This window comes from Duganella sp. Dugasp56 (assembly GCF_047304105.1).
GTDB classification, from domain to species: domain Bacteria; phylum Pseudomonadota; class Gammaproteobacteria; order Burkholderiales; family Burkholderiaceae_D; genus Rugamonas; species Rugamonas hordei.
The window spans coordinates 22,412-35,089 of record NZ_JBGLYQ010000043.1 but is presented as its reverse complement, the minus strand read 5'-3'; the positions used below and the strand labels follow the sequence as shown (position 1 = coordinate 35,089).

Below are 12,678 nucleotides of genomic sequence, written 5' to 3'. Positions count from 1 at the left end.
TGTTAGACAGTAAGTTCACGGGGGTGTACTGTGGAAAATCGATACTGTGATAACCATTGCCATTCTGCCGCATCATGAGATCAAAACAGTCGCGTCGGACATTTTTGCAGAATACCGTCGGCACCTCGGGTGCCATCGCCATCGTCGGCTTGTTGCCTGCCGCGGCGGCGCCGCATTTCATATTGAAATACGCCAGCAGCCTTGCGGACACGCATCCTCTCAATGTGCGCGTCCGCGAGGCTGCCGCATCGATCATGCGCGAAACCAAGGGGCGCGTGGAATTGAAGATGTTCACCAACGGACAGATGGGGGGCGACACCGACATGCTGTCCCAGATACGTGCCGGGGGAATCGATTTCTTTCCGGTTCCCGGCGCCATCCTGTCGACGCTGGTACCCGTGGCGGCCATCGACAGCGTGGGCTTTGCATTGAAAAGCTATGCCCAGGTTTGGGCGGCCATGGACGGTGAGCTGGGGGGCCATATCCGAGGCGCCATCGCGAAAACCGGCCTGGTCGTGATGGAGCGGATCTGGGACAACGGCTTTCGGCAGATCACCAGTTCGTCCAGGGCGATCAAGGTGCCGGCGGACTTGAAGGGCTTCAAGATCCGGGTATTGACCAGCACGCTGTGGACGTCGATGTTCAAGGCGCTGGGCGCGGCGCCGACCAGCATTAATTTCAATGAAGTCTACTCGGCGTTGCAGACGAAGGTGGTCGAGGGACAGGAAAATCCGCTGGCGATTATCAAGGCCAGCCGCTTCAACGAGGTCCAGAAATATTGTTCCCTTAGTTCGCACATATGGAGCGGATTCTGGTTCCTGTCGAACGGAGGAAGCTGGGCCCGCTTGCCGGCGGACGTGCGGGAAATCGTGGCCAGGCATGTCAATGCCGCGGCGCTGGCGCAGCGGCGGGACGTGGCGGCGCTGAATGCCAACCTCGAGACCGAACTGACGGCGCACGGCTTGGCATTTAACCGGCCCGACCCCCACGCATTCCAGACCGCACTGCGCAAGGCCGGGTTCTATGCCGAGTGGCGCGGCAAATACGGTGAAGTGGCTTGGTCGCTGCTGGAGAAATACGCCGGGAAGCTGGCATGACGGTGTCCGCGCCCCCGGACAGCGCGTGCCCCGCCGGCACATCGGATTCGGCTCGGCTTTCCCGGCTGGGGCTTCGGGTGGAACGTCTGATCGCCTGGTGCACCGAGGTGCCGGCGGCGATCCTGCTGGTGGCAGAGGTGCTGCTGCTGATGCTCAATGTCATTTGCCGTTATTTGCTGCATGAACCGCTGAGCTGGACCGATGAACTCAGCTCATTGTTGTTTCTCTGGCTGGCCATGCTGGGCGCGGTCATCGCCTTGCGCAAGGGACAGCACATGTGCCTGACGACGGTGCTGGGCAGCATGCGGCCATCGCGGCGGGCCTTCCTGCACACCTTCGGCGACGTGACCGTGTTCGTGTTTGTGCTGTTGCTGGTGGTGCCCGCCTGGCGGTATGTGGTCGAAGAGCGGGCCATCACGACGCCCGCTCTGGAAATCAGCAACGGCTTCCGGGTTGCCGCTATCGCGGTCGGGGTGAGCTTGATGCTGGCGCTGGCGCTGGTGCGCTTGATGGAACGCGCCCGCTTGGCCGATGTGCTGAAGGCGGCGACGCTGATGGGCATATTGGCCGGACTCATTTATTTCGGCCGCGACCATCTGATCGCATGGGGAAATCTGAACCTGCTCCTGTTCTTCCTGGGGGGCGTCACGGCGCTAGCCTTGCTGGGTATCCCCATCATGGTCGCGTTCGGCCTGTCGACGCTGGCGTATCTGGCGGCTGTCACGGAGGCGCCGCTGATAATCGCGGTCGGCCGCATCGACGCCGGCATGTCCAGCTTGATACTGCTCTCCGTGCCCCTGTTCGTGTTGCTGGGGGGGCTGGTCGAGGCAACCGGGATGGCGGCGGCCATGATACGGCTGCTCAGCACCCTGGTGGGGCACCACCGGGGTGGACTGTCGTATGTCTTGATCGGCGCCATGTATCTGGTGTCGGGTATTTCCGGCTCGAAGGCGGCCGACATGGCGGCGGTGGCGCCGGCCCTGTTTCCGGAAATGAAGCGGCGCGGTGTCGACGAGGGGGAAATGATCGCCTTGCTCAGTTCGACCGGCGCCATGTCGGAGACGGTGCCGCCCAGCCTGGTCTTGATCACCATGGGCGCCGTCACAGGCGTGTCGATCGCCTCGCTCTTTACAGCCGGTTTGTTGCCGGCGGCGCTGGGGGCGTTGGCGCTCGCGGCGGTCGTGTGGAACAGGCAACGAAAAGTGCCAGGTGGCGGCGCCAGGGCGACGCCCGCGCAGACGCGCGCCGCGTTCTGGCACGCGTTGCCCGCGCTGGTCCTGCCGTTCGTGATCCGCGCGGCGGTGGTCAACGGGGTGGCCACGGCGACCGAGGTCGCCACCATCGGCATCGCGTATTCCGCCGTGCTGGGGCAGGCATATTATCGCCAGTTTTCCTGGCGGCGGCTGTACCCCATGCTGGTGGGAACGGCATCGCTCTCCGGCGCCATCCTGATGATCATCGGCTGTGCGACGGCCATGGCCTGGGCGTTGACGCAATCCGGCTTTTCGGAGCAACTCGCCGCGCTGATGGCGGGCGTGCCCGGCGGCGCCGCCGGTTTCATGCTGGTGTCGGTCGTGATGTTCGTGCTGCTGGGGAGTTTTCTCGAGGGCATACCCGCCATCGTCCTGTTCGCGCCGCTGTTTTTCCCGATGGCGCGCCACTTCGGCATTCACGAGGTACATTATGCAATACTGGCCGTGTTCGCCATGGGACTGGGCTTGTTCGCGCCGCCTTTCGGCGTCGGTTTTTATGCCGCATGCGCGATTGGCGAGGTTAGTCCGGAACGGGCCTTGCCGCGCGTCTGGCCCTACCTCGGCGCGCTGTTGCTGGCGTTGCTGCTGGTGGCCCTTATCCCATGGCTGTCGACCGGCTTCTTGCCGACAACACTTTGATTTTCCCCGTCTCACGGATCGCCTCGCGCGAAGCCAAGTACACCTGGATAGTTGAATTGCTGCAGGACCAGTACGTGCTTGGACGGGCGGATCAAGTTTTTGCCGTGAACTTGGGTGAGGCGATTTTTTGTCTCATTTGATTTATACTACCGTCTCAAAGGAGGTAGTCATGTCAAATCCCAAGGCGCTTGAAAAACGAGTTCCAGTCCGTAAGGCGCTGGCAAAAAACACGCCAGCGATTGACACCAACCTGTATCGAATTGATCCGCATGCGCGCATTGCCGCGATACGGAAGGGCATTCCAGCCTCGATGATCGGTGAGCTTTCGTCGACGATGGGGATGAGTAAAGAGCTGCTGCTCGGCAGCCTGGGCCTGTCCCGCGCGACTATCAGCCGCAAGGAAAGGGACGAGACAGCATTATCGAAAGACGAGTCCGAGCGCGTCCTGGGCGTCGCGTCCTTGATCGGCAAAGTGAAAACGATGGTGGAGGAGTCCGGCGATCCGACCGGTTTTGACGCGGCACGTTGGGTCGCGGACTGGCTGACCAAGCCACTGCCGGCGCTTGGTGGAGCAACGCCGGCGAGCTACATGGACACTTTCGAGGGCCAAAGGCTGGTGTCTGAATTGCTGTCCATGAGCCAGAGCGGGGCCTATGCATGACGGTGCCCTTGTGGCGTATTGCCGTCGAGGCGCCAACCTATGCTGCCAACGACCTCAGCGGCGCCGGCGCCAAGATGACGGGTGGGCGTTGGAATAGCATCGGCACGCCGCTCGTCTACAGCGCTACAAGCATTGCCCTGGCGACGATTGAAACGGTCCTGCACATACGCAGTGGCGGCCTGCCATTCAATCGCTTCCTGGTGCGGATTGATGTTCCCGACGCCGTGTGGGGTGCGCGCATCGTGCTCGACCCGCTGCCTGGCGGCTGGGACGCCGTTCCGTCCGGCATGACAAGCCGGATGACGGGCGACGCCTGGGCGGCGTTGAATCGTTCGGCGTTGCTGCTGGTGCCGTCGGTGAGCGTGCCCGATGAATACAATGCGCTGATTAATCCGCAGCATCCGGACGCGACATCCATTACCGCGACAACAATTAAGCGCTGGATTTACGATCCCCGCTTTTTCTCTTGATCACCCTGCTTTCTTGCGGATTCGTTGCTCTCAAAACAGCGACTGCAACTCCAGCCGCTGGCCGCTCAGCGCGCCGTCATAGCCGGGCAGGCCGGCCAGCGTGCTCTTGAACTCGGCGCTCTCCATCACCGCCAGCGCCGCCGCCATCAGCGGTTCGGCCGGCGCCTCGCGCGCGCAGGCGAAGAAGTAGCGCTCGCGTATCACCGGCACGAAATCGAGGTCGAAGCGGCGCGCGGCGGTTTCCACGCCGAAGCTGGCGTCGGCCATGTTGCTGGCCACGTAGGCGGCCACGGCGGCGTGCGTGAACTCGGCGCTGTCGAAGCCGTGGATGGCCTCCGGCCTGATCCCTTTGCCAGCCAGCAGCAGCTCCAGCAGCAGCCGGGTGCCGGAGCCGCGCTGGCGATTGACGAAGCGGATGTCCGGCCGGGCCAGGTCGTCCAGCGCACGGATGTCCTTGGGATTGCCGCGGGCGGCAAAGATGCCCTGCATGCGGTAGGCCAGGTGGATCAGCATGTGGCGCCCGGGATCGAGCCAAGGCAGATATTTGGCCGCCGCCGCCGTCTCCAGTTCGCCGACCGGCAGGTGGAAGCCGGCCAGGTCGCATTCGCCGCGCGCCAGCGCCGCCACCGCCTCCGTGCTGCTGCGGTATTGCAGGTCGACCATCACGCCTTGCTGCTCCAGCTGCTTGACCAGTGCCGCCACCGCAAAGCCGTGCGACGCGGTCAGGCGCAATGTCGGCGGACGCTCGGCCAGCAGGCTGGCCAGCTCCTGCTGCAGTTCCGAGGCCAGGCTGTCCAGCAGCGGCGTCAGGCGGGCGCTGATGCGTTTGTCGGCCCAGATCAGCTTGTCCGCCAGCGGGGACAGCACCGTGCCTTGTCCGCGCGACTTGACCACCAGTTCGGCGCCGAACTGCTCGTTGAACTCGCGCAGCAGCCCCCACGCATGGCGGTAGGAAATGCCGCACGCCGTCGCGGCCTGGCTGATGCTGCCCAGGCTGCGCACCGACGCCAGTAAATTAAGCAGCACCGGCAGCGCCACCGTGCGGCCATCGGGCTGCCGCAGGATCCAGTCCGGCTGTATCTCGACTTTGAACATTATGCAAAATCCTTCATATTGCGCCGTTGTTTTTACAGTGCTAGCCTAGCGTCATGCATGAATATTAACCGAGATATATGTTATGCAGAACATATATCGGCGGACGGCAAACATTAAAAAGAACGGAGAGCACCATGCAGCAGCGTACACCCCAGGCCGACGAGGTCGCCCAGGCAAACGCCATCCTCGCCGCCAGCAGCGGCGCGCAAGACCAGCTGCTGCCGGTTTTGCACGCGATCCAGGATGCGATCGGCTATATCCCGCCCGACAGGGTGGTCGACATCGCGTCGGCGTTCAACCTGTCGCGCGCCGAAGTGCATGGCGTGATCACCTTCTACCATTATTTCCGCACTTCGCCGCCGGCGCGGCAGGTGGTGCAGATCTGCCGCGCCGAGGCGTGCCAGAGCATGGGCGGCGACGCGCTGCTGGCGCATGCCGAGCAGGCGCTGGGCTGCAAGCTGCACGCGCACAGCCATGACGGCCAATTCGCGCTGGAGCCGGTCTACTGCCTGGGGCAGTGCGCCACCGCGCCGTCGCTGATGATCAACGAAGCCTTGCACGCGCGCGTCACGCCGGCCCGCTTCGATGCCCTGCTGGCCAAGGTCAAGGAGGCAGCATGAGCATCCGCATCTACATTCCAGGCGACTCGACCGCGCTGGCGCTGGGCGCCGACGACGTGGTGGCCGCAATCGCCGCCGAAGCGGCGCGGCGCGGCGTCGAGCTCGACATCGTGCGCAACGGCACGCGCGGCCTGCTGTGGCTGGAGCCGCTGGTGGAAGTCGACACTGCGGCCGGCCGCATCGGCTACGGCCCGGTCGACGCAGCCGATGTGGTCGCGCTATTCGACGCCGGCTTCCATCTCGGCCAAAGCAGCCATCCGCTGGCACTGGGCCTGGTCGAACAGATTCCTTATTTGGCCAAGCAAAGCCGCCTGACCTTCGCCCGCGCCGGCGTCACCGATCCGCTGTCGCTGGCCGACTACGAAGCGCATGACGGCTACAAAGGCTTGCGCAACGCGCTGGCGATGGAGCCGTCCGCCATCGTCGCCGCCGTGACGGCGTCCGGCCTGCGCGGCCGTGGCGGCGCCGCCTTCCCGACCGGGATCAAGTGGAACACCGTGCTGAAGGCGGCCGGCAGCCAGAAGTACATCGTCTGCAATGCCGACGAAGGCGATTCCGGCACCTTCGCCGACCGCATCGTGATGGAAGGCGATCCCTTCATGCTGATCGAAGGCATGACCATCGCCGGCCTGGCGGTGGGCGCCAACAAAGGCTACATCTACGTGCGCAGCGAATATCCGCACGCGATCGCCAATCTGAACCACGCCATCGCCAGCGCCGTCAAGGCCGGCTTCCTGGGCGCGAACATTCTTGGCTCGGGACGCGGCTTCGACCTGGAAGTGCGCAAGGGCGCCGGCGCCTACATCTGCGGCGAGGAAACCGCGCTGCTCGAATCCATCGAGGGCAAGCGCGGCGTGGTGCGCGCCAAGCCGCCGCTGCCCGCGCTGTCCGGCCTGTTCGGCCTGCCGACCGTGATCAACAACGTGCTGTCGCTGGCGGCCGTGCCGCTGATCCTCGACAAGGGCGCGGCCTATTACCAGAACTACGGCATGGGCCGTTCGCGCGGCACCTTGCCAGTGCAGCTGGCCGGTAACATCAAGCAGGGCGGTCTGATCGAACTGGCCTTCGGCGTCACACTGCGCGATATCCTGTACGAATACGGCGGCGGCAGCGCCTCCGGCCGGCCGATCAAGGCGGTGCAGGTCGGCGGTCCGCTGGGCGCCTATCTGCCCGAATCGCAATGGGACACGCCGCTCGACTACGAGGCCTTTGCCTCGCTGTGGGCGGTGCTGGGCCACGGCGGCATCGTCGTGCACGACGACAGCGCCGACATGAGCAAGCTGGCGCGCTACGCGATGGAATTCTGCGCGGTCGAATCGTGCGGCAAATGCACGCCGTGCCGCATCGGCTCCACCCGTGGCGTCGAAGTGATCGACAAGATCACCGCCAACGTCGACGGCGAACGTCCGCGCCAGGTCATCCTGCTGCGCGAACTGTGCGACACCATGCTGCATGGCTCGCTGTGCGCGATGGGCGGCATGACGCCGTACCCCGTGCTGTCGGCCCTGAACCACTTCCCGCAAGATTTCGGCCAGGTCGCTGACGACCAGCGCGCCGCCTAGGAGAACAATATGATCGAAACCATCATCGCCCGCGACCTGGGCACCCCGCCGCCGCTGAACCCGAACATGGAGTTCGTCACGCTGACCATCGACGGTGAGCGCGTGACGGTCGCCGCCGGCACCTCGGTGATGCGCGCGGCCGCCGAAAGCGGCACCAACATCCCCAAGCTGTGCGCCACCGACAGCCTGGAACCGTTCGGCTCCTGCCGTCTGTGCCTGGTCGAGATCGAGGGCCGTCGCGGCTATCCGGCCTCCTGCACCACGCCGGTGGAGGAGGGCATGGTGGTGCGCACGCAGACGTCCAAGCTGCAGGAACTGCGCAAGGGTGTGATGGAACTGTACATCTCCGACCACCCGCTGGACTGCCTGACCTGCCCGGCCAACGGCAATTGCGAACTGCAGGACATGGCCGGCGTGACCGGCCTGCGCGAAGTGCGCTACGGTTACGAAGGCGCCAACCACCTGAAGCTGAAGAAGGACGAATCGAATCCCTACTTCACCTTCGACTCGTCCAAGTGCATCGTCTGCAACCGCTGCGTGCGCGCCTGCGAGGAAACCCAGGGCACGTTCGCGCTGACCATTTCCGGCCGCGGCTTCGAGTCGCGCGTCTCGGCAGGGCAGAGCGAGTCGTTCATGGAATCGGAATGCGTGTCCTGCGGCGCCTGCGTCGAGGCCTGCCCGACCGCCACCCTGCAGGAAAAATCGGTGATCTGGATGGGCCAGGCCGAACACAAGGTCACCACTACTTGCGCCTATTGCGGCGTCGGTTGCTCGCTCGATGCCGAGATGAAGGGCAGCGAGGTGGTGCGCATGGTGCCGACCAAAAACGGCAAGGCCAACGAAGGCCACGCCTGCGTCAAGGGCCGCTTCGCCTGGGGCTATGCGACCCACAAGGACCGCATCCTGAAACCGATGATACGTTCGAAGATCACCGACCCGTGGAAGGAAGTGTCGTGGGACGAGGCGCTCGACTACGCGGCGTCCGAATTCAAGCGCATCCAGGCCAAGTATGGCCAGGATTCGATCGGCGGCATCGTCTCCTCGCGCTGCACCAACGAGGAAGGCTACCTGGTACAGAAGCTGGTGCGCGCGGCGTTCGGCAACAACAACGTCGACACCTGCGCCCGCGTGTGCCACTCGCCGACCGGCTACGGCCTGAAACAGACGCTGGGCGAATCGGCCGGCACGCAGACCTTCGCCTCGGTGGCCAAGTCCGACGTCATCATGGTGATCGGCGCCAATCCGACCGACGGCCACCCGGTGTTCGCCTCGCGCATGAAGCGCCGCATCCGCCAGGGCGCGAAGCTGATCGTCATCGATCCGCGCCGCATCGACCTGGTCAAGTCGCCGCACATCCGTTCGCAGTATCACCTGCAGCTGCGTCCCGGCACCAACGTCGCGATGGTCAGTTCGCTGGCCCACGTGATCGTCACCGAGGGCCTGCTGGCCGAGCAGTTCATCGCCGAGCGCTGCGACGACCGCGCGTTCAACCAGTGGCGCGACTTCGTGGCGCAGGAATCGAATTCGCCGGAAGCGATGGAATCGGTGACCGGCGTGCCGGCCGAGCAGGTGCGCGGCGCCGCGCGGCTGTTCGCCACCGGCGGCAACGGCGCCATCTTCTACGGCCTGGGCGTGACCGAGCATGCGCAAGGTTCGACCACCGTGATGGGCATCGCCAACCTGGCCATGGCCACCGGTAACGTCGGCCGCGAAGGCGTCGGCGTCAATCCGCTGCGCGGCCAGAACAACGTGCAGGGTTCGTGCGACATCGGCTCCTTCCCGCACGAGCTGCCGGGCTACCGCCACGTCTCCGACACCACCGTGCGCATGCAGTTCGAGGCCGCATGGGGCGTCGAGCTGCAGGCCGAACCCGGCCTGCGCATCCCGAACATGTTCGAAGCGGCGCTGGACGGCAGCTTCAAGGGCCTGTATTGCCAGGGCGAGGACATCGTGCAGTCGGACCCGAACACCCAGCACGTGATCTCGGCGATGGAGGCGATGGAGTGCATCGTGGTGCAGGACATCTTCCTCAACGAGACCGCCAAGTACGCCCACGTGCTGCTGCCGGGTTCCTCGTTCCTGGAAAAGGACGGCACCTTCACCAACGCCGAGCGCCGCATCTCGCGCGTACGCAAGGTGATGGCGCCGAAGGCCGGCTACGCCGACTGGGAAGTGACGGTGCAGCTGTCGAACCGCCTGGGCTATCCGATGAACTACAAGCACCCGTCGGAGATCATGGACGAAATCGCGCGCCTGACGCCGACCTTCAGCGGCGTCAGCTACGCCAAGCTGGAAAAGCTGGGCAGCATCCAGTGGCCGTGCAACGACGCCGCGCCGGAAGGCACGCCGACCATGCACATCGACCATTTCGTGCGCGGCAAGGGGCGCTTCATCATCACGCAGTACGTGCCGACCGACGAAAAGGTCACGCGCATGTATCCGCTGATCCTGACCACCGGCCGCATCCTGTCGCAGTACAACGTCGGCGCGCAGACGCGCCGCACCGAGAACGTCAAGTGGCATGCCGAGGACCGGCTGGAGATCCATCCGCACGACGCCGAGGAACGGGGCATCAAGGACGACCAGTGGGTCGGCATCCAGAGTCGCGCCGGCGAGACCGTGCTGCGCGCGCTGGTGACGGAGCGCATGCAGCCGGGCGTGGTCTACACCACCTTCCACTTCCCGGAATCGGGCGCCAACGTGATCACCACCGAGAATTCGGACTGGGCCACCAACTGCCCGGAATACAAGGTCACGGCGGTGCAGGTGATGCCGGTGCAGCAGCAGTCCGACTGGCAGCAGGAATTTGCGCGCTTCCACGAAGAGCAGATGGCGCTCAAGGATGCCGCGACTGCCCAGCCGGCATAAGGAGAGACGACTATGAACATACATCACCTGGTCACCATGGCCAACCAGATCGGCTCCTTCTTCGCGTCCTATCCGGACAAGGAGGAGGCCAGCACCGAGATCGCCAACCATCTGCAGCGCTTCTGGGCGCCGCTGATGCGCCACAAGCTGCTGGCGCATGTCGCCGAGCATCAGGGCGAAGGCCTGGACCCTGCCGTGCTGGCGTCGATCCAGGCCAACATCAAGCGCCTGACGCCGCCGCCGCTCAGGCTGACGGCGCACGCGGAGGGCTAGGCGTCTGCGTGTTCTGCTGCGTCACGTCGTCCATTTCGATGATGGCCTGGTTGATCTGCTCGGGCGTGCTGCTGGTCTTGGCCGCCAGCACCCGCTTGCGCGCGGCGGCGCCCGCTCAGCAGATTGTCGGTGTCGGACACTTTCGACGACTGAAACAAACCGGTCGACCCATTTCAGATCTGCGGCAACAGCTATTACGTCGGCATGGCCGGCCTCAGCTCCGTGCTGGAGACGTCGCCGCAGGGCCATATCCTGATCGACGGCGGGTTTCCCGATTCGGCGCCGCTGATCGCCGCCGGCATCCGCAAGCTGGGCTTCCGGCTGCGGGATGTCAAACTGATACTGAGCTCGCATGATCACTGGGATCACGCCGGCGGCATCGCCGAACTGCAACGCCTGACGGGAGCGGCGGTGGTGGCCAGTCCTTCAACGGCGGCCGCGCTGAAGCGGGGCAGCATGGACGAGGACGATCCCCAGTTCGAAGGGAACACCCCATATCCGAAGGTGAGCAAGGTGCGCACGGTGCGCGACGGCGAAGTGGTTAAACTTGGGCCGCTGGCCATGACGGCGCTGTACACGCCGGGCCATACGGCGGGCGGCACCAGCTGGACGTGGCGCTCCTGCGAGCAGGGCAGCTGTGCCAGCATCGTGTTTGCCGACAGCATCAACCCGGTGGCCAGCGACGGTTACAAATTCAATGGTCACCCGCTCGTGCAGAAGCAATATGAACAAAGCTACGCCGCGCTGGAGCAAGTGTCGTGCGACATCGTCGTTTCCGGACATCCGGACTTCACGGGCATGTGGGACAAACTCAAAAGCGGCAAGCCGCACCCCTTGCTGGACGGTGGCGAAGGTTGCAAGGCCTACGTCAAGCAATCGCGCGACAAGCTCAATCTGCGCCTGGCGGAGGAGGCCGGCAAATGATCGTGGAGGTTACTCCTTGATCACCTGCAGCATCACCTTGCCGATGTGCGCGCTGGTTTCCATCAGCGCGTGCGCTTCGGCGGCCTGCTCCAGCGGGTAGGTGCGGTAGATCACCGGCTTGATCAAGCCGTCCTCGATCAGCGGCCACGCCCGCGCGCGCAGCTGGCGGGCGATGGCGGCCTTGAAAGCGACCGGGCGCGGACGCAGCGTGGAACCGGTCACGCTCAATCGCCGCAGCAGGATCTGCCCGAGCGGCACCTCGGCGCGCGACCCGCCCAGCAGCGCGATGAACACCAGCCGCCCGTCGTCGGCCAGGCAGTTGATCTCGCGCGGCACATAGGAGCCGCCCACCATGTCCAGGATCACGTCGGCGCCCCTGCCGCCGGTGGCCGCCTTGACCACTTCGACGAAATCCTCGGTCCGGTAATTGATCGCCCGGTCGGCGCCCAGCTCGACGCAGGCGCGGCATTTTTCATCCGAGCCGGCGGTGGCGAACACGCGGTGGCCCATGGCCTTGGCCAATTGGATCGCCGTCACGCCGATGCCCGAGGTGCCGCCTTGCACCAGCAAGGTCTCGGCCGGCGCCAGCGCGGCGCGGTCGAACACATTGCTCCACACGGTGAAGAAGGTCTCCGGCAGCGACGCCGCCTCCAGCAGGGACAAGCCCCTGGGGATCGGCAAACACAGCTCGATCTGCGCCGGGCAGTACTGCGCATAGCCGCCGCCCTGGACCAGCGCGCAGACCATGTCGCCGATATGAAAGCCGCTGTCGCCGACATGGCCGGCGACGATCTCGCCCGCCACTTCCAGGCCCGGCAAATCGGAGGCGCCGGGCGGCACCGGATATTTGCCGGCGCGCTGCAGCAGGTCGGGCCGGTTGATGCCGGCCGCGTGGACTTTGATCAGCACCTGTCCCGGCAGCAGCGACGGGCGCTGGCGCTCGCACAGTTGCAGGACTTCGGGTTCTCCCGGGTGGGTGATTTCGATGGCACGCATGGCTTCCTCTTGTGTTTTTGTGGATAGCCGATGGTAGGCGCGGGCCCGGAAAAATCACCATGACCGCAGTCAATTTTCCGCAAGACGGACGGCGTTGCGGCCATCTGGCGAATCTTGACCGCGGTCAATGAGCATTTACACATGCCTTGCCTATGATGGGTTCAAATCTGGCGCATTCCCGTATTCGCTCCATCCCGCGCCGCAGCAAAATTAAGTTAGC

At 64.7% G+C, this 12,678-nt stretch carries 10 protein-coding genes and 1 pseudogene; 9 read left to right on the top strand and 2 right to left on the bottom strand.

Annotated features, from left to right (window positions below):
* Positions 1-74: 74 nt before the first annotated feature.
* From ACCD07_RS25360 to ACCD07_RS25345, 4 genes are all read left to right on the top strand, one after another.
* Positions 75-1,097, top strand: a complete 1,023-nt coding sequence (locus ACCD07_RS25360) for a TRAP transporter substrate-binding protein (RefSeq protein ID WP_413448927.1) — start codon at positions 75-77, stop codon at positions 1,095-1,097.
* Positions 1,094-2,989, top strand: a complete 1,896-nt coding sequence (locus ACCD07_RS25355) for a TRAP transporter large permease subunit (protein ID WP_413448926.1) — start codon at positions 1,094-1,096, stop codon at positions 2,987-2,989. The genes ACCD07_RS25360 and ACCD07_RS25355 overlap by 4 nt, the downstream gene beginning before the upstream one ends.
* A gap of 169 nt (positions 2,990-3,158) precedes the next feature.
* Complete coding sequence (locus ACCD07_RS25350) at positions 3,159-3,650, top strand: antitoxin Xre-like helix-turn-helix domain-containing protein (protein ID WP_413448925.1); 492 nt, start codon at positions 3,159-3,161, stop codon at positions 3,648-3,650.
* Positions 3,647-4,120 carry an RES family NAD+ phosphorylase gene (locus ACCD07_RS25345; RefSeq protein ID WP_413448924.1) on the top strand — a complete coding sequence of 158 codons (474 nt, stop codon included), beginning with the start codon at positions 3,647-3,649 and terminating at the stop codon, positions 4,118-4,120. The genes ACCD07_RS25350 and ACCD07_RS25345 overlap by 4 nt, the downstream gene beginning before the upstream one ends.
* A gap of 30 nt (positions 4,121-4,150) precedes the next feature.
* On the opposite strand, the gene ACCD07_RS25340 is transcribed toward ACCD07_RS25345, so the two are convergent.
* Complete coding sequence (locus tag ACCD07_RS25340; RefSeq protein WP_413448923.1) at positions 4,151-5,215, bottom strand: substrate-binding domain-containing protein; 1,065 nt, start codon at positions 5,213-5,215, stop codon at positions 4,151-4,153.
* A gap of 134 nt (positions 5,216-5,349) precedes the next feature.
* On the opposite strand from ACCD07_RS25340, the gene ACCD07_RS25335 reads away from it, so the two are divergent.
* The 5 genes and pseudogenes from ACCD07_RS25335 to bla all read left to right on the top strand — a co-directional run.
* Positions 5,350-5,835 (top strand): formate dehydrogenase subunit gamma, encoded by a 486-nt coding sequence (locus tag ACCD07_RS25335; protein ID WP_176653984.1) that lies wholly within the window; start codon positions 5,350-5,352, stop codon positions 5,833-5,835.
* Complete coding sequence (locus ACCD07_RS25330; protein WP_413448922.1) at positions 5,832-7,397, top strand: formate dehydrogenase beta subunit; 1,566 nt, start codon at positions 5,832-5,834, stop codon at positions 7,395-7,397. Before ACCD07_RS25335 ends, ACCD07_RS25330 begins: the two co-directional genes overlap by 4 nt.
* Before the next feature lie 9 nt (positions 7,398-7,406).
* On the top strand, positions 7,407-10,265 hold the full coding sequence (gene fdhF, locus ACCD07_RS25325; protein WP_413448921.1) for a formate dehydrogenase subunit alpha: 2,859 nt from the start codon (positions 7,407-7,409) through the stop codon (positions 10,263-10,265).
* A gap of 12 nt (positions 10,266-10,277) precedes the next feature.
* The gene (locus tag ACCD07_RS25320) at positions 10,278-10,538 is read left to right on the top strand and encodes a formate dehydrogenase subunit delta (RefSeq protein ID WP_176653987.1); all 261 of its coding nucleotides are present in this window, start codon (positions 10,278-10,280) and stop codon (positions 10,536-10,538) included.
* A gap of 165 nt (positions 10,539-10,703) precedes the next feature.
* A pseudogene (gene bla / locus ACCD07_RS25315) lies at positions 10,704-11,462 on the top strand (subclass B3 metallo-beta-lactamase); the annotation flags it as partial.
* 9 nt (positions 11,463-11,471) lie between these two features.
* Here bla and ACCD07_RS25310 read toward each other — a convergent pair.
* On the bottom strand, positions 11,472-12,458 hold the full coding sequence (locus tag ACCD07_RS25310; RefSeq protein ID WP_413448920.1) for an NAD(P)H-quinone oxidoreductase: 987 nt from the start codon (positions 12,456-12,458) through the stop codon (positions 11,472-11,474).
* Positions 12,459-12,678 lie beyond the last annotated feature (220 nt).